The organism is Ottowia sp. (assembly GCF_047601385.1).
GTDB lineage: Bacteria > Pseudomonadota > Gammaproteobacteria > Burkholderiales > Burkholderiaceae_C > Ottowia.
Genome location: NZ_JASGJP010000001.1, coordinates 2,236,808 through 2,261,784 on the forward strand (window position 1 = coordinate 2,236,808; position 24,977 = coordinate 2,261,784).

Below are 24,977 nucleotides of genomic sequence, written 5' to 3' on the forward strand. Positions count from 1 at the left end.
TGCAGGATTCAGGCGGGCGCCACGCGGGCTTGCGGCGCGTCGGCGCGGGCCATGCGGCCGGCGAGCCAGGGCGCGACGAGCGCCGTGGCCTCGGCGCCGGTCATCTGCGCGTGCAGCAGGGGCACGGACAGCGTGTCGATGTGTTCGGCATACGGTGCCCAGGCGGCGGCCTGCAATTGCGGTTTGGCCGCGTGGTCGCTGGCGGCGCGCACGTGGGTCAGCGTGCCGCGCATGCGCGCGTGCGGGTGCTGGCGGATGAGGCGGTTGGTGTCCGTCACCACGCGCACCACGCCTTGCAGCGCCTGCGGCGGCAGGTGGCCCAGGGCGCTGTCGCCGGCGCGCAGGAAGGCGATGAGCTTGTCCTGGGTGTCGAGTTCGGGGTGGCCCTCGGGGTCGTAGCCGGCGATGGCGAGCAGCGCGCGCAGTGCCTGCTGCGGCGTGGGTTCGGGTTCGCCCCGCCAGCAGTCGGCGGGGTAGGCGTCGAGCAGCGCGACCAAGCCTGTCGCGCGGCCGCGCTGTTGCAGCGCCACCGCCATGGCTTGGGCGATGATGCCGCCGACCGACCAGCCGGCCAGGTGCACCGGGCCTTCGGGCTGCAAGGCTTCCACGCGGTCGGCGTACGCCTTGGCCAGCGCGGCAATGCCTTCCGGCAGCGGCTGCGCGGGATCGAGCGCGGGCGACTGGATGCCCCACACGCTGCGCGGCGCCTGGCCGCCGGCCACGGCGCGCGCCAGCAAGCGGTAGCCCCAGGCGATGCCGCCGGCCGGGTGAATGACGAACAGCGGCGGCCGCGCCGCGTCGCCCGTGGCGAGCGGGATCAGGGGCTTGAGGCCGCTGTCGAAGCGCACCTCTTCGCTGTCGATGGCGGCGGCCAGCGCGGCGATGGTCGGCGCCTCGAACAGCGCGCCCAGGCCGGGGTTGCGGTGGCAGTCCTCCTCGACGCGCAGCAGCAGCTGCACGGCCGAGAGCGAATCGCCGCCCAGGCTGAAGAAGTCGGCGGAGGTAGCGAGCACGGTGCCGGGCGGCAGGCGCAGCACCTCGGCGAACAGCGCGGCCAGCGTCTGCTCGGTGGGCGTGGCGGGCGCGGGGCCGCCGCTGCTGGCGCCGTCGAACACGGGCGCGGGCAGGGCCTTGCGGTCGAGCTTGCCGTTGGCCGTGACGGGCCAGTCGGCCATGACGACGATGGCGGCGGGCACCATGTAGTCGGGCAGGCGCGCGGCCAGGCGCTGGCGCAGCGCGGCGGCGAGGTCGTCCGTGCCTGCGGCGTCGGGCGCGGCCTGCACGTAGGCGACGATGCGGCCGTCGCCACTGTCCTGGCGCAGCATGACTTCGGCGCGCGCGACGAGGCCGGTGGCTTGCAGCGCGGACTCGATCTCGCCCAGCTCGATGCGCAGGCCGCGCAGCTTGACCTGATGGTCGCTGCGGCCCAGGAAGACGACGGCGCCGTCGGCCAGCCGCCAGCGCGCCACGTCGCCGGTCTTGTAGATGCGCTCGCCGGGGCGGTGCGGGTCGGGCAGAAAGCGTTCGGCGGTCAGGTCATCACGCCCCACATAGCCGCGCGCCAACTGCACGCCGCCCAGGTACAGGTCGCCGGGCACGCCGGGCGGCAGCGCGCGCATGTGCGCGTCCAGCACGTAGAGGCGCGTGTTCCAGGTGGGAAAGCCAATGGGCACGGGACGGCTGTGGTCGTCGGGGGCGGCATCCCACCAGCTCACATCGACAGCGGCTTCGGTGGGACCGTAGAGGTTGTGCAGCGCGCTGCGCAGCGTGGCGTGCAGGCGGTCGCGCAGCGCGGCGGGCAGTTCCTCGCCGCTGCAGAAGATGCGCTGCATGGCGATGCCGCGCGCGTCGGGGTGGGCCAGGAAGGCGGCCAGCATCGACGGCACGAAGTGGCAGGTGCCGATGCGCTGTTCGCGGATGATGCGCGCGAGCCAGGCCGGATCGCGGTGCGCCTCGGGCGGCGCGACGACCAGCGTGGCGCCCGTGAGCAGCGGCAGGAAGAACTCCCACACCGAGACGTCGAAGGTGGCCGGCGTCTTTTGCAGGATGCGCTCGCCGGGCGCGAAGCCGTAGTGCGTGCGCATCCATTCGAGGCGGTTGACTATTGATCGGTGCTCGATCAGCACGCCCTTGGGCTCGCCGGTGGAGCCGGAGGTGTAGATGACGTAGGCGGCATCGCCGGGCGCGGGCGGGGTGGTGAGGGCTTCGCCGGTTTGCAGCGGCCAGTCGGGCGGTTGCAGTTGCGGCAGGCTGGCGGGCAGGCGCGCGGCGTCCTCGGCGCGCACCAGGGCGCAGACCGGCTGCGCGAGCTGCGCCACGCGCGCCAGGCGCTCGGGCGGGTGCGCCAGATCCAGCGGCAGGTAGGCGCCGCCCGCGCGCAGCACGGCGACCAGCGCCACGGGCAATTCCAGCGAGCGTGGCAAGGCGACCGCGACAAGCGTGTCGCGGCCCACGCCGCGCGCGCGCAGGGCCAGCGCCAGGGCGCGCGTGCGCTGCTCCAGCGCGGCGTAGGTCAGCGTCTGGCCCTCGAATTCGAGCGCGATGGCTTCGGGCCGCTGCGCCATCTGCACCTCGATCAGCGCCGCCAGCGTGGTGGCGGGCACGGGGTGGTCGGTGGCGTTCAGCGTGAACAGGTGGCGCTGGGCCTCCTGCGGGCTGGCCAGCGGCACGTCGTCGGTGTTGCCGCCGGCGGCCAGCACATCGAGCGCGGCGTGCAGGAAATGGGGCAGCCGCGCCAGGTGCGCCTGCACGGTGGGCAGGTCGTACAGGTCGGGGTTGGCTTCGAGTTCCAGCTCCAGGTGCGCGCCGTGGCCGCGATAGCCGATGGTCAGGTCGTCAATGGGGCCGGTGCCCAGCACCTCCAGCCGCGCTTCGATGCCGGGCAGCACGAGCGGCTGGTAGAAGGGCTGCACGTTGATGAGCGCCGCATGCAGCCGGCGCTGGCCGCCGAGCAGGCCCAGCGCGCGGCGCAGTTGCTCGCTGCGGTAGCGGCCGTGGCGGCGCGCCTTGGTCTGGGCGACGGCGGATTGTTCGATGAATTCGGCCAGCGGCTGGCCGGGCTGTGCGGCCACGTGCAGCGGCAGCACGTTCATGACGATGGCGCTGGCGCGCGCGCTGGCGTTGCCCAGGCGCCCCATGTAGGGCATGCCGAGCACGGTGGATTCGGCGCCGGCCATGCGCTGGCAGTACAGGCCCGTGAGCGCGGTGAGCAGGTCGGGCCAGCCCAGGTCGGCGCGCTGGGCGGCTTCGCGCAGGCGCGCGTGCAGCGCATCGGGGAGCGCGGCGCTGATGCGGTGGCAGTGGTGCGCGGCGACGGCGCGCCCGCTCGCCAGGCCGGCCACTTCGGGCATGGGCGTGAAGGCTTCGCGCCAATAGGCGGCGTCCTGCTGGCGCTTGTCGCCGGCCTGGTAGGCCAGGTCGTCGGCGATCACGGGGGCCAGCGGCGCCAGGGGCTGGCGCGCGGGGCCACCCGCCGTCTGCTGCGCGTACAGGTCGGCCACGCGCTGGCTCCACAGCGCCATGGCGTAGCCGTCGGTGGCGAGGTGATGCGCGCGCTGGTACCAGCAAAAGCGCCGGGCGCCGAGCGTGAACAGGATCTGGCGGCCCAGCCGGTCGCGCGTGGGGTCGATGGGCGTGCGCATGTCGGCCCACATGGCCTCGCGCGCGGCGGCCTCGGGGTCGGGCGCGCTGCTCAGGTCGATGCGTTCGAGCGCCGGCGCGCGCGCCGCGTCCAGCCATTGCTCGGGGCCGGCGGGCGTGTCGCGCAGCGCCAGGGACAGCGACTCGCACTCGCGCGCGGCCTGCGCGGCGGCGTGGACGAAGGCGTCCAGATCGAGCGCGCCGTCCAGCCACAGCGCATGGCCGCAGTTGAAGCCGGGGTTGGCGGGGTCCAGCCGCTGCGCGTACCACAGGCCCTGCTGGGCTTCGGTCAGCGGCCAGCGGGGAGCACCGCAAGGCATGGGATCGGGCACGCGGATCCCCGGCCTCAGCGCGGCCGGTGCTGCTGGATGACGCGCCACCAGCCGTTCAGCGAGGTCTCGGCGCCGATCTCCATCACGTCCACGTTCAGGCCGTCGGCGTTCCAGCCCATGACCAGGTCCAGCAGGCGCATGGAGTCCAGGCCCCAGTCCATCAGGTTGTCGTCCAGGCCGATGGCCTCGGGGTCCTCGCGCAGCATGCGCGCGACGTCGGCGCGCAGGCGTTCGAGCGTGAAGGCGCTCATGGCTCACTCCTCCTTCTGGCTGGCCAGGTAGCCGGCGCGCAGGCGGGCGCGCAGCTCCTTGCGGCTGGTCTTGCCGACCGCGGTGGTGTCGAACGCGTCGACGAACACGATCTGGTCGGGGATCTTGAACGCGGCCACGCCGCGCCCGCGCATCCAGGCCTTGATCTCGGGCACGCGCGGCTTGGGTTCGCCCTGCGCGATGACGAAGGCGCAGATGCGCTCGCCCAGGTACTCGTCCGGGATGGAGACCACGGCCACGTCGAACACCTGCGGGTGGGCCAGCAGGTGGTCCTCCACCTCCTCGGCGGAGATCTTCTCGCCCGCGCGGTTGATGTGGTCGCCCGCGCGGCCCTGCACCACCAGGTGGCCGCCGGGCCGGCGCAGCACCATGTCGCCGGTGCGGTAGAAGCCGTCGGCGGTGAACGAGCGTGCGTTGGCGGCGGGTTCGTTGTGGTAGGCGCGGATGGTGTAGGGCCCGCGCGTGAGCAGGTGGCCCACCTCGCCGTCGGGCACGGGCTGGCCCGCGTCGTCCACCACCAGCACCTCGTCATCGGGGCTGATCGGGCGGCCTTGCGTGGCGAGGATGGTGTCCTCGTCGTCGTCCAGCCGCGTGTAGTTGACCAGGCCCTCGGCCATGCCGAACACCTGTTGCAGCTTGACGGGCAGGCCCGCGACCACGCGGCGCGCGGCCTCGGGCGTGAGCTTGGCGCCGCCCACCTGCAACACGCGCAGGCTCGACAGGTCGTGCTTCGTCGTCGCGGCGGCCTGCGCCCACAGCAGCGCCAGCGGCGGCACCAGGCCCAGGTCGGTCACGCGCTCGCGCTCGATCAGCGCGAAGGCCACGTCGGGCGAGGGCGAGGGCGACAGCACCACGGTGCCGCCCGCGTGGAACACGCCGAAGGCGCCGGGCGAGCTCATGGGGAAGTTGTGCGCGGCGGGCAGCGCGACCAGGTAGACCGTGTCTTCGCGGATGCCGCAGATCTCGTTGCTGGCGCGGAAGCTGTAGATGTAGTCGTCGTGCGTGCGCGGGATCAGCTTGGACAGGCCGGTGGAGCCGCCCGAGATCTGCAGGAAGGCGACGGACTGCGGGTCGGGGTCCTGCGCGGGCAGCAGCGCGGGGTCGCCCTGCAGCGCATCGAGCGCCGGGAACTCGGCGCCATCACCCGCGATGACGACGTGGCGCAGCGTGGGCACGTCGGGCAGGGCGCGCAGCTCGCGCGCCAGCACGCGGTAGTCGTAACCCTCGTAGCGCTCCACGGCCACGTAGGCGCTGGCCTGGGCCTTGCGCGCGAAGTGCGCGATCTCGGTGATGCGGTGCGCGGCCAGCGCATAGACGGGTATCAGCCCGGCGCGGAACAGCCCCCAGATGGTGGCGTAGAAGGCCGCCGTGTTGCCCAGCTGCACGACCACGCGGTCGCCGGGCGCCAGGCCCAGCGCCAGCAGGCCGGCGGCGATGCGCTCGGCGCGCTGCCACAGCGCGGCGTAGCTCCAGCGCTCGTCGCCCGCGACGACGGCGGTGCGGTCGGCGAAGCGCCGCGCGCGCTCGCGCAGCAGGGCCGGGAAGGTCTCGCCGCGCCACCAGCCCGCCGCGCGGTAGCGCGCCGCGAACTCGGGCGGCCAGGTTTGCCGAAGGGGGGGAAGGGCTTCGCTCATGTGGGCGATCTGTGCTGATTTTTTGGGGAGTATCGTGTTGAAATTCTTGATGGACGAGCGCCAACGGTCTTATGTATTGGGAGTATGTCGGCGGCGCAGGCGGATGAAGGTGAACAGCGCCAGCGCCCACAGGCCGGCGCCCACCAGCAGGTAGGGTAGCGCGGGCGCCTGGCGGTACAGCAGCGTGCCGGCGATGGGCCCCAGCACCATGCCCAGGCCCTGCGCGGCCGACAGCGTGCCGGCGGCCGCGCCCTGCTCGTGCGGCAGCACGGCGTTGGCCGCCATGGCCTGGAAGTTCGGAAAGATCAGCCCCATGCCGAAGGCCATGACGGCGTAGCAGGCCAGCAGCATGGCCTGCGACCGCACGGCCGCCACGGCGGCGAAGCCGCAGCCGGCGATCAGCGCGCCCAGCGCGATCCAGCGCGCCAGCGGCACGGTCTTCAGGCGCATCACGAACTGCTGCGACACGATCAGCGCGATGCCCACGCAGGTCAGCGCCAGGCCCGCCACGCGCGCGCCCTGGTCCACCGGCAGGCCCAGGCGGTCGATGGCGAAGAAACCCACCAGCACCTGGGCGATGGCCACCGAGCCCATGGCGGCGAAGCCGGTGAGGGCGGCGGGGCGCAGGCGCGCATCCAGCAGCCGCAGGGGCGGCGCGCCCGGCGGGCGCCGGGCGGCGGCGGGCGGCCCGCCCGGCAGCATCAGCCCCACCACGGCCAGCGCGAGCACCGGCAGCGCGGCGGCCGCGTACAGCGACCACGCCAGGTCATAACCCGCCAGCCAGCCGGCGGCGGCCGGCCCCAGCACCAGCCCCAGGGCGTTGGCCGAGCCCAGCCGCGCCATGGCGCCGGGGCGCTCGGGCGGCGGTGTGTGGTCGGCGACGACGGCGGCGGCGGTCGGCGGCACGGCGGCGTAGAACGCGCCGATCAGCGCCCGCGCGGCCACCAGCAGCACGATGGCCGCCGGCGCGCCGAGCTGCCGGCGCAAGGCCAGGTCGATGCCGAACGCCAGCGCCCAATAGACCAGCGCGAACGCCGCGAAACCGATCAGCAGCACCGGCTTGCGCCCGCGCCGGTCGCCCACGCCGCCCCACCAGCGCGCCAGCAGCATCCAGAGCACGCCGCCGGCCGTGACCGACAGGCCGGCCACCCATTCCGGCAGGCCCAGCCGGCGCACGATGGGCCCGACCACGGCGACGAAGGCCATCATGGCCATGGTGCCGGCGAGCGCGGCGATCACCAGCGGCGCCATCGGGAGCGGCGCGGCGGCGCGGGCGAGGGGCGCATCCGTGCTGGTCATGCGACAGCCGCGCCGGAATGCGAGGGCGCACCGCGCGCCGAACCGGGCGCGGCGGGAAAAAGGGTCAGAAAGGTCACGGCATCTCGGCGGCGATGGCGCCAAATGAGAATGATTTCCAGTGACTGATTTTAGAATGCCCAACGCCCCATGGCTACGGCAGGCCCTTGCTTCGCAATACTTTGCATGGGCACCGGCCAAGGGCCCTGTGGCAACATGCGCGGCTGGCGCTGCAATCAGGAATCGTTCGTGATCGAAAAGCTACACCGCCTCATGGCCGCTTGCGGCCTGGCGCTCTCCCTCCTGGCCGGCGGCGGCGCGGCAGCGCCGGCCGCGGCGGCCCAGATCACCGACCTGCGCGGCCGCACGGTGACCGTGCCCGACCAGGTGCGCAGGATCTCCATCGACGACGGCCGCTTCCTGGTGGCGCTGGCCCTGATCCAGCCCGACCCGGTCAAGCTGCTGGCGGCCTGGCCGCGCGACGTGCACCGCATCGGCGACGCAACCTACGCGCAGTTCGTCGAGAAATTCCCCGCCCTGCGCAGCGTGCCGCAGGTGGCCAGCTCGGCTGGCAGCTTCAGCCTGGAAGCGGTGCTGGCCGCCGCGCCCGACGTCGCCGTGGTGTCGCTGGAAAGCGGCCCGAGCGAGGCGCAGATCGCGCAGTTGCAGAAGGCCGGCATCCCGGTGGTGTTCATCGACTTCTTCAACAACCCCTTCAAGAACCAGGAGCGCAGCCTGCGCATCCTCGGCCAGCTGACCGGCGCCGCGGCCAAAGCCGACGCCTTCATCGCCTTCCGCCGCCAGCACATGGACAGGATCGCCCAGCGCGTGGCCAGGATCGCGCCCAAGGCCCGGCCGACCGTGCTGCTGGAGGCCCACGCCGGCATGACCAAGGACTGCTGCAACTCCCCCGGCAGGGGCAACATGGGCGACTACATCGACTTCGTGGGCGGCCACAACATCGGCGCCGACGTGCTGAAGGGCTCCACCGGCAAGCTCAACCTGGAGTACGTGATGTCGCGCGACCCCCAGGTCTACATCGCCACCGGCGGCGCGCACCTGGAAAAGGCCGGCGGCCTGGTGCTGGGCGCCGGCTACGACGCGGCGCGCGCGCGCGCCTCGCTGGCGGCCGTCACGCAGCGCCAGGGCATCGCGCAGCTGTCGGCGGTCAAGGGCGGCAGGGCCCACGGCCTGGCGCACCAGCTCATCAACTCGCCGATCGACATCGTCGCCATCGAGGCCTTCGCCACCTGGGTGCACCCCGAGCTGTTCGGCGACGTCGATCCCGCCAGGACGCTGGCCGAGATCAACCAGCGCTTCCTCGCCGTGCCCTACCAGGGCACGGGCTGGATCAGCCTGCGATGAGCGCCGCCCGGCCGCTCCGAAGGCGCTCGCGCCCGCAGTCCGAAGGACGGAGGGTGGTCCAATGAGCGCCGCCCTGCCCCTGAACGCCGACGAGGTGCTCGCCAGCTACCGGCGCCTGGTGGCGCGCCGGGTGCTGATCGTCGCCGCGCTGGCGCTGCTGTGCGCGATGGCGTTCGTGCTCGACCTGGTGACCGGCCCCTCCGCCCTGACGCCGGCCCAGGTGCTGGGCGGCCTGTGGTCGGACGAGGGCCTCACGCCGCCGCAGGTGGCGATCATCTGGCAGGTGCGGCTGCCTTACGCGCTGATGGCGGTGCTGGTGGGCGCCGCGCTGGCGCTGGCCGGCGCCGAGATGCAGACCATCCTCAACAACCCGCTGGCCAGCCCGTTCACGCTGGGCGTGTCCTCGGCCGCCTCGTTCGGCGCGGCGCTGGCCATCGTGCTGGGCCTGAGCCTGCCCTTCGTGCCGGGCGAATGGATGGTGCCGCTCAACGCCTTCGTGTTCGCCTTCGGCTCGGTGCTGCTGCTGCAGGCGATGGCGCGGCGGCGCAGCGGCGGGGTGGAGACCGTGGTGCTGCTGGGCATCGCGCTGGTGTTCGCCTTCAACGCGCTGGTGGCGCTGGTGCAGTTCGTGTCTTCGCAGGAAGCCTTGCAGCAGCTGGTGTTCTGGAGCATGGGCTCGCTCTCGCGCGCCACCTGGCAGCACGTCGGCGTGCTGGCCGTGGTGCTGGCCGTGGTGACGCCGTTCTCGCTGCTGGCGGCCGGGCGCCTGACCTCGCTGCGGCTGGGCGAGGACCGCGCGCGCAGCTTCGGCGTGGACGTGGGCCGGCTGCGCTTTTTGGCGCTGGTGCGCGTGAGCCTGCTGGCCGCCACCTCGGTGGCCTTCGCCGGCACCATCGGCTTCATCGGGCTGGTGGGGCCGCACATGGCGCGCATGCTGCTGGGGGAAGACCACCGCTTCCTGCTGCCGGCCAGCGTGCTGTGCGGCGCGCTCATCATGTCGCTGGCCTCGGCCGCCAGCAAGACGCTGGTGCCGGGCGCGCTGATGCCGGTGGGCATCGTCACCGCCATCGTCGGCGTGCCGGTGTTCCTGTTCCTGATCTTCCGCAGCCCGGGGCGCACATGAGCGCCGCCCGGCCGCTCCGAAGGCGCTCGCACCGCAGTGCGAAGCACGAAGGTGTCCCCATGACCGCGACGCTGAACGTGCACGGCCTGTCCACCGGCTACCGCGACCGCAGGATCATCCAGCAGCTCGATCTGCCGGTGTTCCGCGCCGGCGAGGTGCATTCGCTGGTCGGCCCCAACGCCGCCGGCAAGAGCACGCTGATGCGCGCGCTGGCCGGCCTGCAATCGGCCACCGGCTCGGTGAAGCTGGACGGGCAGGAGCTGATCGGCCTGCCGCTGGCCGAGCACGCCAAGCGCGTGACCTACATGCCGCAGACGCTGCCGCAGGGCGTGGCGCTGTCGGTGCTGGAGAGCGTGCTCGGCGCGCTGCGCGCCTCGGCCACCGGCGACCCCGCGCGGGACGGCCACGACGCCAGCGAGCAGCGCGCCGTCGCCATCCTCGAACGTGTGGGCATCCTGCATCTGGCGCTGGAGGGGCTGGACCACCTGTCGGGCGGCCAGCGCCAGCTCGTCTCGCTGGCGCAGTCGCTGGTGCGCGAGCCGCGCGTGCTGCTGCTCGACGAGCCCATCAGCGCGCTCGACCTGCACCACCAGCTGCGCGTGATGCGGCTGGTGCACGAGCTGGCGCGCGAGCGCGGCATGATCGCCGTCATGGTGCTGCACGACTTGCAGATCGCCGCGCGCTGGTCGGACGGCATCGTGATGCTGTCCCAGGGCGCGGTGGTGGCCACCGGCACGCCGGGCGAGGCCATCACGCCGGCGACGCTGGCGCGCGTCTACGGCGTGCAGGCGCGCGTGGAGCGCTGCTCGCGCGGCGGCCTGCAGATCATGGTGGACGACGTGTCGTGAGCGCCGCACGGCCGCTCCGAAGGCGCGCGCACCCGCAGTCCGAAGGACGGAGGGTGGCTCAGTGAGTTCGGCCGCCTGGCCCGCCGTCGAGCTGCCGGGCACGCAGGCGCGGCGGCTGCGCGCCGCCGCCAACGGCACCGGCTACCGCGTGAACGTCTGGCTGCCGCCGGGTCCACCGCCGCCGGCCGGCTTTCCCGCCCTCTACGTGCTGGACGGCAACGCGCTGTTCGGCACCTTCGTCGAGGCGGTGCGGCGCGGCAGCCGCCGGCCCGACGCCACCGGCATCGGCCCGGCGGCGGTGATCGGCATCGCGCACGACGGCGACGAGCTGTTCGCCGACGCCCTGCGGCGGCGCGACTACACGCCCGGCCCGCCGGCCGGCGAGGCAGCGCCCGGCGCCGTGGGCGGCGCGGCGGCTTTCCTGGCCTTCATCGCCGACGAACTGGCGCCGCTGCTGCGCAGCGAACTGCCGCTGGACGGCACGCGCCAGACGCTGTTCGGCCATTCACTGGCGGGCTTCTTCGTGTTGCACGCGCTGGCCGCGCGGCCGCAAGCTTTTCGCACCTGGGCGGCGATCAGCCCGTCGATCTGGTGGGACCCGGCGGGCCTGCACGCCGCGCTGGCGGCGGCGCTGAAGGATGCCCACGGCCCGCGCGTCTTCATGGCCGTGGGCGAATGGGAAGACGCCGTGCCGCCCTGGCAGCGCGAGCACCCCGGCCACGCGCAGCTGGTGGCCCGGCGCGCGCAGCGCCGCATGGTCGGCAACGCCCAGGCGCTGGCGGCGGCGCTCGCCGGCTGGCTGGGGCCGGCGCAGGTGGCGTTCCGCGTGTTCCCGGAAGAAGACCACGCCTCCATCCTGATGATCGCGGCGCAGCGCGCGCTGCGTTTCGCGTCTGCCTAGGAGTCTGCGCGGCAGAAGCCGCCGAAGCGAAACGCGCGAAAAACGAGGACAGCGTGGTGATACCGACAAGCCCAGGGTAGGCCCCCTGGGCGCAGGCGGTAGCGCCGCGATGGACCGTTTTCTCGCGCGTTGCAGCCGGCGCAGGTTCTGCCGCGCAGACTCCTAGCGCGTTTTCGGCTCAAGTGCTGACGTTGCCGTCGTCACCGTCATTCCCGCGCAGGCGGGAATCCAGAGGGCGTTGAACGGGTGCGCGGGGATGACGGTGCACGGTCATCGTCTTCGTCGCAAACGCTCCAAAGAGAAACGGCTCCGGGCTTGCCCGCCCAGGGCCGTTCGATCCACCAGCGTGCGTGGTCAGCGCGCCGTGATGCGCCCGATGCGGTCGCCCTCGGGGTCGTTCTCGCCGCGCGCCTTGTTCACGGCCAGCACGCCGCCCTTGCCGTCGGCCAGCACGTGGTTGGGGAAGGTGCCGCCGCCCAGGTTGCCGACGATCCTGCCGTTGGCGTCCACCACCGTGACGGTGCCGGCACCGCGGTTGGCCACGTAGGCCAGGCGGCGCGCCGGGTCGAAGGTCACGCTCAAGGCGCCGGCGCCGGTCTTCACGTCGTGCAGCGTCTTGCCGGTCTTGGCGTCCACGATCAGCAGGTTGTCGGTGCCCTGCGAGGCCACCAGGATGCGGTCGCCCTGCGCGTCGTAGGCCACGGCGGAGGCGCGGTCCACACCCTCCAGCGGCCACACCTGCTTGACGGTGTCGGTCCTGGTGTCGATGACCGCCACCTCGTTGGTCGTCATGCTGACCGCGAACAGCTGCGCGCTGGCCTCGTCCACGAACAGGCCGAGCGGGCTGAAGCCCTTGACGTCGGGGCCGCGGCGCGTGGTGGCGACGGGGATGTTCCTGGTCTTGGCGAGCGTCTTGGTGTCGAACACCGCGACGTACGCCTCGCCGAAGGGCGACGCGTAGGCCTTGCCCTGCTTCTCGTCGACCACCACGTCGCGCCCGTGCTTCACCAGGCCGGGCTCGAACTGCTTCACCAGCTTCAGGTCGGCCTGGCTGTAGACGGCGACGGTGTTCTGGCTCGTGTTGGTGACCCAGACGGTGCCGTTGGCGTCGTCGACGCCGACGCCGAACACCGAGAACACGGCGGCGGGCGCGTTGGCCGGGGCGTTGGCGGCGGCCGGGGCCTGCGGCGGCGTCACGCGGGCCTCGATCTCCAGCGTCTGCGGATTGACCTTGACCAGTTCGCTGCGCGGGTTCGGCGGCCGGCTCAAGGTGGAGGTGACGAAGGCGCGGTCGTTCCTGGCCGAGTAGGCCACCTGGTACAGGCCGGGCACCAGCGGCTTGAACTGCGCGCTGAAGCGGTCCTGGCCGGACAGCGGCACGTCGGGCGAGATCTTCAGCGGCACCAGCAGCGAGGCCGCCGGGTTGGCGGCGCTGGCCACCAGCTGGTAGCGGCCGACGGCGGCGCTGGCCGGCAGCGTGAACCGGGTGCGGAAGGTGCCGTCGGCGCCGACGGTGGCGGTTTCGCCCAGCGCCACGCCGCCGTAGCTGAGGCTGACCTTCTGGCCCGGCGTGAAGTCGCGCCCCGCCAGGGTGACCGGCTTGCCGGCCAGCACCACCGGCGTGTCGGTCACGCTGACGCGGCCCTTGAAGGCCGCGTCCTGCGCGCCGAACTGCGGTGCGCCGCCGGACTGCGGGCCCGAGGCGCAGGCCGCCAGGGCCAGGGCGGCGGACACGGCCAGAACGCCGCGCAGCAGCCGGCCTTGCAGGGCACCTTGACGTGAGGAAAGGTTGGGATACATGCAGACTCCGCGTGCAGTTGATGAAAGGAATCGTCGGCGGCGCGGCACGGCGCGCGCCAAAGATGAGAATGATTCTTAATGTTGCATTGTATGCCGAGAAATGCCCCGGGCAAGAATCAATGGTCTTTTTGGCCTCCAGCGCTTATCCAGAAAGCGCCGGCAGCTACTAAATACATAGCAATCGGCCCGGGCGGCGGAAGCCGGCGCGCGGGCCGGGCGCCCGGCAACGCCGGCGGATGGGTCCTGGCGGCGCTCAGCCGCCGGCCGAGCGCGCCAGGCGCGTGCTGCGCCAGTACACGTCGTCGCCCGCGCTGCCGTCGGGGCGGTGGCGGTTGAGCACGCGCGCCAGCACGAACAGCAGGTCGGACAGGCGGTTGAGGTACTGGCGCGGCGCCGGCCGCAGCGCCTCCTGCTCGCCCAGCGCCACCACGGCGCGCTCGGCGCGGCGCGCCACGGTGCGGCACACGTGGGCCTGGGCGGCGGCGCGCGTGCCGGCGGGCAGGATGAATTCCTCCAGCCTGGGCAGGCGCGCGTTGTGGTGCGCCAGCGCGGCGTCGAGCTGCGCCAGCGCCTCGTCCTTGAGCAGCTCGAAGCCGGGGATCGACAGCTCGCCGCCCAGGTTGAACAACTGGTGCTGCACGTCGACGAGCAGCTCGCGCACGTCGGCCGGCACGTCCTCGGCCAGCAGCAGGCCGATGTGGCTGTTGAGTTCGTCCACGTCGCCCATGGCCTGCGGGCGGCCGCTGGCCTTGGACACGCGGGTGTTGTCGCCCAGGCCCGTGGTGCCGTCGTCGCCGGTGCGGGTGGCGATCCGCGTCAGGCGCTTGCCCATCGTCTTCTGCTCAGTTTTTGGTAGCTGCCGGCGCTTGTCCCGCAAGCGCCCGCAGCCCCAGAAGGTAGGAATCCACGCCGAAGCCGCAGACCTGCCCGCGCGCGATGCCGGCAATGTACGAGTGGTGCCGGAACGGCTCGCGCGCGTGGATGTTGGACATGTGCACCTCGACGATGGGGCACTTGAGGATCGCCAGCGCGTCGCGGATGGCGATGCTGGTGTGCGTCCAGGCGCCGGCGTTGATGACCACGCCGTCCACCGCGTCGCGGTGCGCCTGGTGGATGCGCTCGCACATCGCGCCCTCGTCGTTGGTCTGGAAGCACGCGACGGCCGCGCCCAGCTCGCCGGCCAGGCCGTGCAGCGCGGCGTCGATGTCGGCCAGCGTGGCCGTGCCGTACTGCGCCGGGTCGCGCTGGCCGAACATGTTCAGGTTGATGCCGTGCAGGACGAGGAGCTTCATGGGCGGGATTGAATCACAGTCAGTGCCTCGCGCGTGTCGGGCCGCACGCCGCGCCACCAGGCGAAGGCCTCGGCCGCCTGCTCGACCAGCATGCCGGCGCCGTCGGCCACGCGCGCGCAGCCGGCCGCCTGCGCGCGCTGCATGAACGGCGTCAGTCCCTTGCCGTACACCATGTCGTAGGCCAGCGCGCCGGGCGCGAAGGCGCCGTCCGGCACGGCGGGCGCCTCGCCGCCCAGGCTGGCGGAGGTGGCGTTGATCACCACGTCGAAGGCGCCGTCCGGCATATCGAGCCCACCGCCTTGCAGCGCGCACGCGGCGGGCAGGTGCGGCGCCAGCGCGCGCGCCAGCGCCTCGGCCTTGGCGGCGGTGCGGTTGGCGATGAAGAGGCGCGCGGCGCCCGCGCGCGCCAGCGGCAGCAGCGCGCCGCGCGTGGCGCCGCCGGCGCCCAGCAGCAGCACGCGCCGGCCCGCCAGCGGCAGGCCCAGGTTGACCTCGATGTCGCGCACCAGGCCGATGCCGTCGAAGTTGCGCGCCTCGACGCGGCCACCGTCCCAGCGCAGCGCGTTGGCGGCGCCGGCCAGGCGCGCGTCGTCGCTGGCCTTGTCGGCGGCGGCCAGGGCGTCCAGCTTGAAGGGCAGCGTCACGTTCACGCCGCGCCCGCCGGCGGCGCGGAAGGCGGCCAGCGCGCGCGCGAAGCCGCCGGGCTCGGCGCCGCCGTCGATGGCCTCGTACGCCATGTCCTGCCCGGTGGCGCGCGCGAACAGGCCGTGGATCAGCGGCGACTTGCTGTGGGCGATGGGGTGGCCGATGACGGCGTAGCGGTCGGGCATGGTGGCTCGGGATTCAGAGGGCTGGAATCTTAAAAGAAATCGGCCTCCAGCGCCCTATGGGCAAGCGCCAGCAGCTACGTTATTCATAGTAGACGCCAGCTTCGCCGCCCCGCGGCGCGCGCCGTACACTGGCCGCCTGCACCCACGCCGAGGAGACATGCCATGAACGCGCCCACCCAACTCGCCCACGTCGCACCCGAGATCCGCCCGCGCCCCGCGCCGCAGGCGCTGCTGGACGCGCTGGCCCGCCGCTTCGGCGCGCGCTTCTCCGCCGCGCTGGCGGTGCGCGAGCAGCACGGGCGCGACGAGTCGGCCTTCACCACCGTGCCGCCGCCGGCCGCCGTGGTGTTCGCCGAGAGCACGGCCGACGTGCAGGACGCGGTGAGGCTGTGCGCGCGGTACAAGGTGCCCGTCATCCCCTACGGCGTCGGCTCCTCGCTGGAAGGCCACCTGCTGGCGGTGCAGGGCGGCATCAGCCTGGACGTGTCGCGCATGAACCAGGTGCTGAGCGTGAACGCCGAGGACCTGACGGTGACCGTGCAGCCCGGCGTGACGCGCAAGCAGCTCAACGAGGAACTGAAGAGCGCCAGCCTGTTCTTCCCCATCGACCCTGGCGCCGACGCCAGCCTGGGCGGCATGACGGCCACGCGCGCCAGCGGCACCAACGCCGTGCGCTACGGCACCATGCGCGAGAACGTGCTGGCGCTGGAGGTGGTCACCGCGCAGGGCGAGGTGATCCGCACCGGCACGCGCGCCAGGAAGAGCAGCGCCGGCTACGACCTGACGCGCCTGTTCATCGGCAGCGAGGGCACGCTGGGCGTGGTCACCGAGGTCACGCTGCGCATCTACCCGCTGCCGGAGGCGGTGTCGGCGGCGATCTGCTCGTTCCCCACCATCGCCGACGCGGTGAACGCGGTGATCCAGACCATCCAGCTCGGCGTGCCGATCGCGCGCGTGGAGCTGATCGACGCGCGCAGCGTGCGCTGCGTCAACCAGCACAGCAAATTGAATCTGCGCGAGGAGCCGCTGCTGCTGATGGAGTTCCACGGCTCGCCGGCCAGCGTGAAGGAGCAGGCCGAGGTGGTGCAGGAGCTGGCGCGCGATCAGGGCGGCAACGACTTCGAGTGGGCCGACACGCCCGAGGAGCGCACGCGCCTGTGGACGGCGCGGCACAACGCCTACTTCGCCGCCGTGCAGAGCCGGCCGGGCTGCCGCTGCATCACCACCGACGTGTGCGTGCCCATCTCGCGCCTGGCCGACGCGCTGCTGGACAGCGTGCGCGAGGCCGACGACAGCGGCATCCCCTACTTCCTGGTGGGCCACGTGGGCGACGGCAACTTCCACATGGGCTACCTGATCGACCCCGACGACGCCGACGAGCGCGCGCGCGCTGAAGCGCTCAACCACCAGGTGGTGGCGCGCGCGCTGGCGCTGGGCGGCACCTGCACCGGCGAGCACGGCGTGGGCCTGCACAAGATGGGCTTTCTGCGCGACGAGGCCGGCGACGGCGCCATGGCCGTGATGCGCACCATCAAGCACGCGCTGGACCCGGACAACATCATGAACCCGGGCAAGGTGTTCGCCTGGTAACCCGCGATCGCTATGATTTCAGGAGCTGCCAGCGCTTGCTGCACAAGCGCTGGAGCCCGATTTCATCAATAAACAGCAGGCTAGGAGTCTGCGCGGCAGAACCTGCGCCGGCTGCAACGCGCGAGAAAACGGTCCATCGCGGCGCTACCGCCTGCGCCCAGGGGGCCTACCCTGGGCTTGTCGGTATCACCACGCTGTCCTCGTTTTTCGCGCGTTTCGCTTCGGCGGCTTCTGCCGCGCAGACTCCTAGCTCAATAGCCCACGGTACGCCCATCCGGATTGCGCGGATCGGAGTAGCCCCACAGTTCCTTGCCCTGCACCTGGATGGTCTGCGTGCGGCCCATGCTGGGCTTGACGGCCACGTTCTGGCCCTTCTGGCGCAGCAGGTTCAGGGTGTCGGGCGAGAAGCCTTTTTCCACCCGCAGCTCGTCCGGCGTCCACTGGTGGTGGAAGCGCACCGTGGAGGCGGCCTCGGCCGGGTTCATGCCGAAGTCGATGCCGTTGACGATCTGCTGAAGCACGGTGGTGATGATGCGCGCGCCGCCGGGGCTGCCGGTGGCGAGCCAGGGCTTGCCGTCCTTGTCGAGCACGAAGGTGGGCGTCATGGACGACAGCGGGCGCTTGCCGGCCGCCACGGCGTTGGCGTCGCCGCCGACCAGGCCGTAGGCGTTGGGCACGCCGGGCTTGGCGGAGAAGTCGTCCATCTCGTTGTTCAGCACGATGCCGGTGCCGGGCGCGACGATGCCGGTGCCGAAGTTGGTGTTGAGCGTGTAGGTGACGGCCACCATGTTGCCGGCCTTGTCCACCACCGAGTAGTGGGTGGTCTGGTCGCTCTCGTAGGGCTGCGGCCTGCCGGGCTTGATCTCCTTGGCGCTGCGGGCCTTGTTGGCGTCGATCGCCTGCGCCAGCGCGTCGGCGTACTTCTTGGAGGTGAGGCCGGCCAGCGGGATCTTCACGAAGCCGGGGTCGCCCAGGTATTCGGAGCGGTCGGCGTAGGCCAGCTTCATGGCCTCGGCCACGTGGTGCACGGTCTGCGCGCTGTTCACGCCCCAGTCCTTGATCGGCCAGCGCTCCATGATGTTGAGGATCTGCACCAGGTGCGCGCCGCCGGAGGACGGCGGCGGCATGGTCACGATCCGGTAGCCGCGGTAGGTGCCGCGCACCGGCTCGCGCTCGACCACCTTGTAGCCGCGCAGGTCGGCCAGCGTCATGGGGCTGCCGTGGCGCGCCATCTCGGCGGCGATCTTCTGCGCGATCTCGCCCTGGTAGAAGGCCCGGGCGCCGTCACGGGCGATCAGCCGCAGCGAGCGGCCCAGGTCCTTCTGCACCAGCGGGTCGCCGGCGCGCAGGGGGGCGCCGTCCTTCCAGAAGATGGCCTTGGTGGCGTCCCACTTGCCCATGTTGGCCTTCTCCTGGTTCAGCACCTTGGCGAGGGTCTCGCTCACGGGGTAGCCCTTCTCGGCCAGCTCGATGGCCGGCTGCACCACGCGCGACAGCGGCAGGGTGCCCCATTTTTTTAGCGCATGCTCCAGGCCGGCCACGGTGCCGGGCACGCCGACGGCGTGGTGGGTGTAGAGCGACTTGCCGTCGACCACGTTGCCCTTGTCGTCGAGGTACATGTTGCGGCTGGCGGCGGCGGGCGCCACCTCGCGGAAGTCCACCGCCACGCTCCTGGCGGTCTTGGCGTCGTACACCATCATGAAGCCGCCGCCGCCGATGTTGCCGGCGTTGGGCAGCGCCACCGCCAGCGCGAAGCCGACGGCCACCGCCGCGTCCACCGCGTTGCCGCCGGCCTTGAGCACGGCGAGGCCGATGTCGGAGGCCAGCGCCTGCTCGGTCGCCACCATGCCGTTGCGCGCCACCACGGGGTGGAACACGTCCATGTCGAAGTCGTAGGCGGCCGCGGCCTGCGCGGCGGCGGTGGTCTGCGGCGGCGCCGTCGCGGCGGCCTGCGGCGCGGGCGCGGCCGCGGGCGGCGAATGCGCCGTGCCGCAGGCGGTGAGCGCCGCCAGCACCAGGGCGGCCAACATCATTTTGGGGGCGGGTGGGGACATGGAACCTCCTCGTTGAAAAACGGCGTGGCGCGCCTGCGTGACGTCGGCGAGCGGCTTCCGCGAGCGTACGCGGGGCAGGTCCTGGCGTGGCGAACGCAATGCAACCGTGTGTATCGGCATCGCCGCCGGCACGCGTTTGCAGGTTCATCCGCCGCATGCAAGGCACATGCCCGCGCACTGTCCGCAAGGCAGGAAAAAGGGGCCGCTGCAAGCGGCCCCCGGTTGGTTGATATGCGGCGGCGCGCGCCGCGGCCGATCACTTCTTCTTGGTGGTGGCGCGCTTGGGCGCGTTCTGCGGCGTGTAGGTCTGCTGCGGCGCGGCGCCGCCGTCGACGCCCAGCCGGCCGCCGCCGCCCAGGCCCTGGCCCTGCACGCTCTGGGCGCGGTAGTTGCGCAGGCTGCGCACCATCTGGTTGAAGGCGTCCATGAAGGCGGCCGAGATCACCTTGCCCTGCGGCGTGTTGGTGTAGCCGCCCAGGCCGGCGCCGCCGCTGCCGCCGGCCAGGCCTCCGAACAGGTTCAGGTCGGTCTTGGAGGCGCTGCCCTCGGAGGCCGCCACCTGCACGCCGGAGCGGTTGTCCACCAGGGTCAGCAGGGCGCTGGCCTGGCGGGTCTGCATGCTGCCGCCGATGGCGGCCACGGCGCGCCCGCGCCCGCCGCCGACCAGCCCGCCCAGCACGCCGCCGATGCCGCCGGCGTTGTCGGCGGAAAAGACGATCTCGGGCGACAGGCCGTAGTCCGACGCCACCATCTGGCCGCCGCCGAAGTTGCTGCCCTGGCGCATCTGGCCCGACTGCATCAGCTCGCGCTCGCGGCTCATGGCACGCATGCCGGCGGCGCCGCGCTCGACGACGACGAAGCAGTTGGACTGCTGCACCAGCAGGCGCAGCAGGTTGGCGGTGGGCGGCAGCTTGTACTCACCCGTCAGGATGGTGTACCAGCCGGCGGACTGGTTCTCGACCAGCGACACGGTGCCCAGGGGCGAGGCGCATTTTTCCAGCGCGCCGCTCTCGCCCGAGGTGGCGGCGCCGGCGGCCGAGCCGGTGGCCACGGTCTTGGCATCCTGGCTGCCCATCTTCATGTCGGTGGTTTCGCAGCCGGCCAGCAGCATGGCGGCCCCTGCGGCGGCCAGCGCCGCCAGTTTCCTCTTGGACATTCGATTCCTCTCTAGAAAAAGGAATCATACGCTCCAAGCGTAACCAAAAGCTACCCCCATGGAGGGATCCGCGCAACCTGCATGCGCGTCTGCAAAACCGCCGTCAGCGGCGCGCGGCGTGGCCCAGCACGTCGATGCGCGCCGGCGGCAGGTTGGCGAGCACGCGCTCGCTGTGCAGCCGCGCCAGCCCGGCGTCCTGCCAGGGCGAGGCGCCGCGCAGCGCGTAGGTGAACTGCAGCAGCCGGCCGTGCGGCGCCAGCGCCTGGACGCCGGCCCGCAGGATGTGCTGGCGCGCCGGCGGCGGGATCGACAGCAGCGGCAGGCCGGAGACGATGCAGTCGATCGGCAGCGGCGCGCCGTCCGCGCCCGGCGGCAGCAGGCCCTGGGCGTGCAGCCGCGCCAGCTCGGCGGCGTCGCCGTGGATCACGCCCACCTGCGGAAAGCGGCGCGCCAGCAAATCCGCCAGCGCGGCCGAGCGTTCGATGACGACCAGCCGCTCTGGCGCCACGCCGCGCGCCAGCAGCGCCGAGGTGATGACGCCGGTGCCGCCGCCCAGTTCCACCACCAGGCCGGCGGCGGGCTCGACGTGGCCGGCCATGCGCGCCGCCAGCCGCGGCGAGCTGGCGCAGATCGCCCCCACCGCGCCCGGCTGCGCCACCAGCTCGCGCAGGAACAGCGACTGCGGCGAGCGCGCGACCGCGCGGCGCACGCGCGCCACGCCGATGCGGGCGGCGCGCGGCAGCGCGCGGCTGGCGGCGAACGGTGCGGGGTGCTCGGTGTTGGAATCCATCGTCTCTCGTCCAGCACGGCTGGCGGGCAAGGCGGCAGCCAGCTTACACGTTGCCGGGCGCGGGCTTGTAACAGCGCCCGCGCGTCAGCCGCCGCGCAGCCGCTCGATCAGGCCGTTGAGCGCCTCCAGCGAGCCGAACTGGATCGCCAGCTCGCCCGCCTGCTCCAACCGGCCGCCCTGCTTGGTCTTCTTCTTGACGCGCACCTCGACCTGGGCCGTGAGCAGGTCGGACAGCTCCTCTTCCACGCGCCGCACGTCGCCGGACTTCTCGGCGCCGCTGGCGGGCTTGCGCGGCGCGGTGAGGTTGAACTCGGCGTTCAGCCGCTTGACCAGCGCCTCGGCCTCGCGCACCGAGAGCTTGCGCGCCGACACCTGGTTGGCCGCCGTGATCTGCGCCGCGCCGTCGAGCGCCAGCAGCGCGCGGGCGTGGCCCATGTCGATGTCGCCGGCCATCAGCATGGTCTGCACCGGCTCGGTGAGGTTGAGCAGGCGCAGCAGGTTGCTGGCGGCGCTGCGGCTCTTGCCCACGGCCTGAGCGGTCTGCTCGTGCGTCAGGCCGAAGTCGTCGATCAGGCGCTTGAGGCCCTGGGCTTCTTCCAGCGGGTTCAGGTCCTCGCGCTGGATGTTCTCGATCAGCGCCATGGCGGCGGCGGCCTCGTCGGGCACCTCGCGCACCAGCACGGGCACCTCGGCCAGGCCCGCCAGGCGCGCGGCCCGGAAGCGCCGCTCACCGGCGATTATCTCGTAGTCCGCTCCTGATTCAGGAGCTGTCGGCGCTTGCCCTACCTGCTCTGGAGGCCGATTTGACCCTGAAACCCGGCGCACCAGAATGGGCTGCATGATGCCCTGCGCCTTGATGCTCTCGGCCAGCTCGTACAGCGCGCCCTCGTCCATGCGCGTGCGCGGCTGGTACTGGCCGGGCGCCAGCGCGTCCAGCGGCAGCAGCATGGGCGTGCCGGCCGGCGTGGCGGGCGCGTCCGCATTCACCGGATCCAGCGCCGAAGGCGCCAGCAGCGCTTCGAGGCCGCGGCCGAGGCCTTTGGGTTTCTTGGTGACCATGGTGAGCAATCCCCTCAGGTGGTGCGCCGCGCACGCGCGCGACGGCGACGGCGCCAGAGGCGCAGGACTATACCGAACGCGACCAGCCCCAGCACCCCGGCCAGCGCGAACTGCCCGATCGCCGCCACCACGGCAGCCGAACCGCCGAAACCCACGGCGATGATGGTGGAAAGTGCGTCAGCCAGGCCAAGCAGCAGGCTGTCGGCACCGGGGCGGCGCTTGTCTGGGGCGGGCGAGCTCATGCGGTGGCGCTATCCAATGGAATGCGTCAAAGTTGTTCCGGCGGATAGCCGGATTCACGCTGGTGACGGACGCGCAGTACCAGCACCACATTCCGAACAGGGTCCAGCCGGTATTGAGCCAGATAACCGGATGCGCCCCGGCCGATGATCAGTTCGCGTTGGCCGCCACGAAGGGGACGGCCGATGCCGGGCTGGTGCGTCAGCACGTCCAGCGCGTCGGTCACGAAGTCCAGCAAGTCCGCCTCCAGCGGATCACTGGACTCGCGCAGGAAATCCTGCAAGCGCTCCAGATCCCGAAGGACCGCCGCCGACAGGCTGAGCACATGGCGTTTCATCGCCACGGCCGAAGCGGCGGGCGCGGGGCTTGCGGATCGCGGGCACGGGCGCGCAGGTAGTCTTTCACTTCATCCCAGTCGTAGCCCATTCCGGTGGCCTGCATCTCGTCCAGGGCCTCCAGCGCATCGCGCTGGAACTGCTCGCGCAGGCGCGCGCGCTCGGCTTCCTTGCGCAGCACGTCCACCATGTAGGCGTGCGGGCTGACGCCGGCCGCACGGGCGGCCTCGTCGATGTCGTGCTTGACGCTGGCGGGCAGCTTCAGGCTGGTGGGCACGGCTTTCTCGGCGGCGGGCATGGTGGCTCTCCTTGCAGGTAGTCAGGATGGACTACCGGCCAAGTCTAGCAACAGCTGCCAGCCCTCGTCCCAGTCGCCCAGGCCCGATTCGGCGTTGACGTGGCCGCGCGGCCCCAGGTTGTAGAGCGTGGCGCCCCAGTCCTGCGCCAGCCGGCTGGTGTAGCTGGCCGCGCCGTAGGGGTCGTCGCTGCTGATGACGACGACGGCCGGGAACGGCAGACGCTGGCGCGCCGGCGGCGACCAGCCGGGAATGGCCTGGCGCAGGTCGTCGCGCTCGATCTCGGGCGGGGCGACCAGCAACGCGCCGGCCACGCGCCGCGCCTCGGCCGAATGCGCGGCCCACCACGCGGCGAGCAGGCAGCCGAGGCTGTGCGCGGCCAGCACCACGGGGTCGGGTTCGGCCAGCACGGCGTCTTGCAGGCGCGCCGTCCAATCGCCGCGCAGCGGGCGCATCCAGTCGTGCTGCTCGACGCGCGTGCAGCCGTGTTTGGCCTCCCAAAGGGTCTGCCAGTGCCCTGGCCCGCTGCTCTGCCAGCCGGGCAAGGTGAGAATGCGGGGGATCGGCATGGTGGACTATTAAAACAATAGCTGCCAGCGCTTGCCAGACAAGCGCTGGGGGCCTATTTCATCCCTCGTTCCACCAGCTCGTTGGCGAACTCGACGAAGGCCTTGCTGCCCTTGGCGGAGGGGTCGAACACCACGCCCGGCAGCCCGTAGCTGGGCGCTTCGGCCAGGCGCACGTTGCGCGGGATGAGGGTGTCGAACACCTTGTCGCCGTAATGCGACTTGAGCTGCTCGCTGACCTGCTGCTGCAAGGTGATGCGCGCATCGAACATGACGCGCAGCAGGCCGATCAGGCGCAGGTCGCGGTTCAGGTTGGCGTGCACCTGCTTGATGGTGTTCGTCAGGTCGGCCAGGCCCTCCAGCGCGAAGTACTCGCACTGCATGGGCACGATCACGCCCTGCGCGGCGCACAGGCCGTTGAGGGTGAGCATGCTCAGGGACGGCGGGCAGTCGATCAGGATGAAGTCGTAGTCGGCCTCCACCCCGGCCAGGGCCTCCTTCAGGCGGCGCTCGCGGCGCGCCTCGCCCACCAGCTCGACCTCGGCGCCGGCCAGTTCGCGGTTGGCGCCCAGCACGGCGTAGCCGGCGCCGGCCTCCTTCAGCTTCTCGGGTACGGTGGCGGCCTCGGGCACGCTGGCCGATTCCAGCAGCACGTCGTACACCGACAGCGCCATCGCCCGCTTGTCCACGCCCGAGCCCATGGTGGCGTTGCCCTGCGGGTCCAGGTCCACCAGCAGCACGCGCTGGCCGATGCGGGCCAGGCCGGCCGCCAGGTTGACCGTGGTGGTCGTCTTGCCGACGCCGCCCTTCTGGTTGGCAATGCAGAAAATATGAGCCATAGAAAGAGAGTGTGTGCTGACTTTATTTGCTGAGCGCCAAACGCAGCCCGAAGCCCAGCAGGAAGACGCCAGCCAGCTTGGTCAGGGCAGATGACAGGCGCGCGCTGCCGCGCACACGCTCGGCCAGGCGGTGCGCCAGCAGCGTGGCGGCCAGGCCGTAGAGAAAGGTCAGCACCGCGATGGTCAGCGCCATGGCGGCGAAGGTGGCCACGCCCGGCTGCCGGGCCGGGTCGATGAACAGCGGGAAGAAGGCCATGTAGAACACGATGGCCTTGGGATTGAGCAAGGTGATGAAGAAGGACTGCCGCGCGAAGTGGTGCGGCGCCAGTTTCAGCACCGCGCCCTGCCCCGGCTTGGCCAGCAGCATGCGCACGCCCAGCCAGGCCAGGTAGGCCGCGCCCAGCCACTGCACCGCGGCGAACGCCGCCGGAGTCGCCTTGAGCAGCGCCGCCACGCCGGCCACGGCGCACCACAGCAGAATCTGGTCGCCCGCGATGATGCCCAGTGTCGAAGCCAGCCCGCCGCGCACCCCGCCCTGCGCCGTGCTGGAGACGATGGCCAGATTTCCGGGGCCAGGAATGGCCAGGAACAGCAGGATGGCGACCACGAAGGCCGGGTAGTCGGCGATGGCGAGCATGGAAAACGGTTGGGCGGGACGGGCTGAGTTTACGCTGGGTTGGCGGCCTATTCGTCTTCCCCATGTCCTTCCGTCATCCCCGCGA

The 24,977-nt window shown here is 72.1% G+C and carries 24 protein-coding genes; 6 read left to right on the plus strand and 18 right to left on the minus strand.

Going from position 1 to position 24,977, the window contains the following annotated elements:
- Positions 1-8: 8 nt before the first annotated feature.
- The 4 genes from QM772_RS10920 to QM772_RS10935 all read right to left on the minus strand — a co-directional run bounded on the left by QM772_RS10920 (position 9) and on the right by QM772_RS10935 (position 7,174).
- A complete protein-coding gene (locus tag QM772_RS10920) occupies positions 9-3,971 on the minus strand; it encodes an amino acid adenylation domain-containing protein (protein WP_415136335.1) in 3,963 nt (1,320 codons plus the stop codon).
- Between the two features lie 14 nt (positions 3,972-3,985).
- Positions 3,986-4,222: a phosphopantetheine-binding protein gene (locus QM772_RS10925; RefSeq protein WP_415136337.1), complete on the minus strand. Its 237-nt coding sequence runs from the start codon at positions 4,220-4,222 to the stop codon at positions 3,986-3,988.
- A gap of 3 nt (positions 4,223-4,225) precedes the next feature.
- On the minus strand, positions 4,226-5,875 hold the full coding sequence (locus tag QM772_RS10930; protein WP_415136339.1) for a (2,3-dihydroxybenzoyl)adenylate synthase: 1,650 nt from the start codon (positions 5,873-5,875) through the stop codon (positions 4,226-4,228).
- Positions 5,876-5,944: 69 nt separating this feature from the next.
- Positions 5,945-7,174 (minus strand): MFS transporter, encoded by a 1,230-nt coding sequence (locus tag QM772_RS10935; protein ID WP_415136341.1) that lies wholly within the window; start codon positions 7,172-7,174, stop codon positions 5,945-5,947.
- 246 nt (positions 7,175-7,420) lie between these two features.
- Here QM772_RS10935 and QM772_RS10940 point away from each other — a divergent pair, with 246 nt between their 5' ends.
- The 4 genes from QM772_RS10940 to QM772_RS10955 all read left to right on the plus strand — a co-directional run bounded on the left by QM772_RS10940 (position 7,421) and on the right by QM772_RS10955 (position 11,408).
- On the plus strand, positions 7,421-8,536 hold the full coding sequence (locus tag QM772_RS10940; protein WP_415136343.1) for an ABC transporter substrate-binding protein: 1,116 nt from the start codon (positions 7,421-7,423) through the stop codon (positions 8,534-8,536).
- 61 nt (positions 8,537-8,597) lie between these two features.
- Positions 8,598-9,659 carry a FecCD family ABC transporter permease gene (locus QM772_RS10945; protein WP_415136345.1) on the plus strand — a complete coding sequence of 354 codons (1,062 nt, stop codon included), beginning with the start codon at positions 8,598-8,600 and terminating at the stop codon, positions 9,657-9,659.
- Between the two features lie 59 nt (positions 9,660-9,718).
- Complete coding sequence (locus QM772_RS10950; RefSeq protein ID WP_415136347.1) at positions 9,719-10,507, plus strand: ABC transporter ATP-binding protein; 789 nt, start codon at positions 9,719-9,721, stop codon at positions 10,505-10,507.
- Between the two features lie 61 nt (positions 10,508-10,568).
- A complete protein-coding gene (locus QM772_RS10955; protein WP_415136349.1) occupies positions 10,569-11,408 on the plus strand; it encodes an alpha/beta hydrolase in 840 nt (279 codons plus the stop codon).
- 354 nt (positions 11,409-11,762) lie between these two features.
- Here the strand turns inward: QM772_RS10955 and QM772_RS10960 are convergent, their stop codons facing one another.
- Positions 11,763-13,208, minus strand: coding sequence for a YncE family protein (locus QM772_RS10960; protein ID WP_415136351.1), 1,446 nt, complete (start codon positions 13,206-13,208; stop codon positions 11,763-11,765).
- Positions 13,209-13,219: 11 nt separating this feature from the next.
- Between QM772_RS10960 and QM772_RS10965 the strand changes: the two genes are divergently transcribed.
- A complete protein-coding gene (locus QM772_RS10965; protein WP_415136353.1) occupies positions 13,220-13,378 on the plus strand; it encodes a hypothetical protein in 159 nt (52 codons plus the stop codon).
- A gap of 83 nt (positions 13,379-13,461) precedes the next feature.
- Here the strand turns inward: QM772_RS10965 and QM772_RS10970 are convergent, their stop codons facing one another.
- From QM772_RS10970 to aroE, 3 genes are read right to left on the minus strand one after another with little or no spacing between them, the layout of a single operon-like run.
- Positions 13,462-14,040, minus strand: coding sequence for a cob(I)yrinic acid a,c-diamide adenosyltransferase (locus QM772_RS10970; RefSeq protein WP_415136355.1), 579 nt, complete (start codon positions 14,038-14,040; stop codon positions 13,462-13,464).
- Between the two features lie 10 nt (positions 14,041-14,050).
- Positions 14,051-14,500, minus strand: a complete 450-nt coding sequence (gene aroQ / locus QM772_RS10975; RefSeq protein WP_415136357.1) for a type II 3-dehydroquinate dehydratase — start codon at positions 14,498-14,500, stop codon at positions 14,051-14,053.
- The gene (gene aroE, locus QM772_RS10980) at positions 14,497-15,330 is read right to left on the minus strand and encodes a shikimate dehydrogenase (RefSeq protein WP_415136359.1); all 834 of its coding nucleotides are present in this window, start codon (positions 15,328-15,330) and stop codon (positions 14,497-14,499) included. Before aroE ends, aroQ begins: the two co-directional genes overlap by 4 nt.
- Positions 15,331-15,492: 162 nt before the next feature.
- On the opposite strand from aroE, the gene QM772_RS10985 reads away from it, so the two are divergent.
- On the plus strand, positions 15,493-16,920 hold the full coding sequence (locus tag QM772_RS10985; RefSeq protein ID WP_415136361.1) for an FAD-binding oxidoreductase: 1,428 nt from the start codon (positions 15,493-15,495) through the stop codon (positions 16,918-16,920).
- 251 nt (positions 16,921-17,171) lie between these two features.
- On the opposite strand, the gene ggt is transcribed toward QM772_RS10985, so the two are convergent.
- The 10 genes from ggt to QM772_RS11035 all read right to left on the minus strand — a co-directional run bounded on the left by ggt (position 17,172) and on the right by QM772_RS11035 (position 24,892).
- A complete protein-coding gene (gene ggt, locus QM772_RS10990; RefSeq protein WP_415136363.1) occupies positions 17,172-18,974 on the minus strand; it encodes a gamma-glutamyltransferase in 1,803 nt (600 codons plus the stop codon).
- Between the two features lie 256 nt (positions 18,975-19,230).
- Positions 19,231-20,130, minus strand: a complete 900-nt coding sequence (locus QM772_RS10995; RefSeq protein ID WP_415136365.1) for a CsgG/HfaB family protein — start codon at positions 20,128-20,130, stop codon at positions 19,231-19,233.
- A gap of 103 nt (positions 20,131-20,233) precedes the next feature.
- Positions 20,234-20,920, minus strand: coding sequence for a class I SAM-dependent methyltransferase (locus tag QM772_RS11000; protein ID WP_415136367.1), 687 nt, complete (start codon positions 20,918-20,920; stop codon positions 20,234-20,236).
- 84 nt (positions 20,921-21,004) lie between these two features.
- The gene (locus QM772_RS11005; RefSeq protein WP_415136369.1) at positions 21,005-21,979 is read right to left on the minus strand and encodes a ParB/RepB/Spo0J family partition protein; all 975 of its coding nucleotides are present in this window, start codon (positions 21,977-21,979) and stop codon (positions 21,005-21,007) included.
- A 14-nt stretch (positions 21,980-21,993) separates the two neighbouring features.
- Positions 21,994-22,221, minus strand: coding sequence for a hypothetical protein (locus QM772_RS11010; protein ID WP_415136371.1), 228 nt, complete (start codon positions 22,219-22,221; stop codon positions 21,994-21,996).
- 26 nt (positions 22,222-22,247) lie between these two features.
- The gene (locus QM772_RS11015) at positions 22,248-22,556 is read right to left on the minus strand and encodes a type II toxin-antitoxin system RelE/ParE family toxin (protein ID WP_415139562.1); all 309 of its coding nucleotides are present in this window, start codon (positions 22,554-22,556) and stop codon (positions 22,248-22,250) included.
- The gene (locus QM772_RS11020) at positions 22,553-22,852 is read right to left on the minus strand and encodes a hypothetical protein (protein WP_415136373.1); all 300 of its coding nucleotides are present in this window, start codon (positions 22,850-22,852) and stop codon (positions 22,553-22,555) included. The genes QM772_RS11015 and QM772_RS11020 overlap by 4 nt, the downstream gene beginning before the upstream one ends.
- Before the next feature lie 21 nt (positions 22,853-22,873).
- Complete coding sequence (locus QM772_RS11025) at positions 22,874-23,419, minus strand: RBBP9/YdeN family alpha/beta hydrolase (RefSeq protein WP_415136375.1); 546 nt, start codon at positions 23,417-23,419, stop codon at positions 22,874-22,876.
- Between the two features lie 53 nt (positions 23,420-23,472).
- Positions 23,473-24,255 (minus strand): ParA family protein, encoded by a 783-nt coding sequence (locus tag QM772_RS11030; RefSeq protein WP_415136377.1) that lies wholly within the window; start codon positions 24,253-24,255, stop codon positions 23,473-23,475.
- Positions 24,256-24,277: 22 nt separating this feature from the next.
- A complete protein-coding gene (locus QM772_RS11035; protein WP_415136379.1) occupies positions 24,278-24,892 on the minus strand; it encodes a LysE family transporter in 615 nt (204 codons plus the stop codon).
- Positions 24,893-24,977 lie beyond the last annotated feature (85 nt).

What these genes read in the sequence shown, in the direction of transcription:
- QM772_RS10925 (WP_415136337.1), bottom strand. Translation starts at nt 4,222, where the DNA reads ATGAGCGCCTTCACGCTCGAACGCCTGCGCGCCGACGTCGCGCGCATG.
- QM772_RS10930 (WP_415136339.1), bottom strand. Translation starts at nt 5,875, where the DNA reads ATGAGCGAAGCCCTTCCCCCCCTTCGGCAAACCTGGCCGCCCGAGTTC.
- QM772_RS10935 (WP_415136341.1), bottom strand. Translation starts at nt 7,174, where the DNA reads ATGACCAGCACGGATGCGCCCCTCGCCCGCGCCGCCGCGCCGCTCCCG.
- QM772_RS10945 (WP_415136345.1), top strand. Translation starts at nt 8,598, where the DNA reads ATGAGCGCCGCCCTGCCCCTGAACGCCGACGAGGTGCTCGCCAGCTAC.
- QM772_RS10950 (WP_415136347.1), top strand. Translation starts at nt 9,719, where the DNA reads ATGACCGCGACGCTGAACGTGCACGGCCTGTCCACCGGCTACCGCGAC.
- QM772_RS10960 (WP_415136351.1), bottom strand. Translation starts at nt 13,208, where the DNA reads ATGTATCCCAACCTTTCCTCACGTCAAGGTGCCCTGCAAGGCCGGCTG.
- QM772_RS10970 (WP_415136355.1), bottom strand. Translation starts at nt 14,040, where the DNA reads ATGGGCAAGCGCCTGACGCGGATCGCCACCCGCACCGGCGACGACGGC.
- aroQ (WP_415136357.1), bottom strand. Translation starts at nt 14,500, where the DNA reads ATGAAGCTCCTCGTCCTGCACGGCATCAACCTGAACATGTTCGGCCAG.
- aroE (WP_415136359.1), bottom strand. Translation starts at nt 15,330, where the DNA reads ATGCCCGACCGCTACGCCGTCATCGGCCACCCCATCGCCCACAGCAAG.
- QM772_RS10985 (WP_415136361.1), top strand. Translation starts at nt 15,493, where the DNA reads ATGAACGCGCCCACCCAACTCGCCCACGTCGCACCCGAGATCCGCCCG.
- ggt (WP_415136363.1), bottom strand. Translation starts at nt 18,974, where the DNA reads ATGTCCCCACCCGCCCCCAAAATGATGTTGGCCGCCCTGGTGCTGGCG.
- QM772_RS10995 (WP_415136365.1), bottom strand. Translation starts at nt 20,130, where the DNA reads ATGTCCAAGAGGAAACTGGCGGCGCTGGCCGCCGCAGGGGCCGCCATG.
- QM772_RS11000 (WP_415136367.1), bottom strand. Translation starts at nt 20,920, where the DNA reads ATGGATTCCAACACCGAGCACCCCGCACCGTTCGCCGCCAGCCGCGCG.
- QM772_RS11005 (WP_415136369.1), bottom strand. Translation starts at nt 21,979, where the DNA reads ATGGTCACCAAGAAACCCAAAGGCCTCGGCCGCGGCCTCGAAGCGCTG.
- QM772_RS11010 (WP_415136371.1), bottom strand. Translation starts at nt 22,221, where the DNA reads ATGAGCTCGCCCGCCCCAGACAAGCGCCGCCCCGGTGCCGACAGCCTG.
- QM772_RS11015 (WP_415139562.1), bottom strand. Translation starts at nt 22,556, where the DNA reads ATGAAACGCCATGTGCTCAGCCTGTCGGCGGCGGTCCTTCGGGATCTG.
- QM772_RS11020 (WP_415136373.1), bottom strand. Translation starts at nt 22,852, where the DNA reads ATGCCCGCCGCCGAGAAAGCCGTGCCCACCAGCCTGAAGCTGCCCGCC.
- QM772_RS11025 (WP_415136375.1), bottom strand. Translation starts at nt 23,419, where the DNA reads ATGCCGATCCCCCGCATTCTCACCTTGCCCGGCTGGCAGAGCAGCGGG.
- QM772_RS11030 (WP_415136377.1), bottom strand. Translation starts at nt 24,255, where the DNA reads ATGGCTCATATTTTCTGCATTGCCAACCAGAAGGGCGGCGTCGGCAAG.
- QM772_RS11035 (WP_415136379.1), bottom strand. Translation starts at nt 24,892, where the DNA reads ATGCTCGCCATCGCCGACTACCCGGCCTTCGTGGTCGCCATCCTGCTG.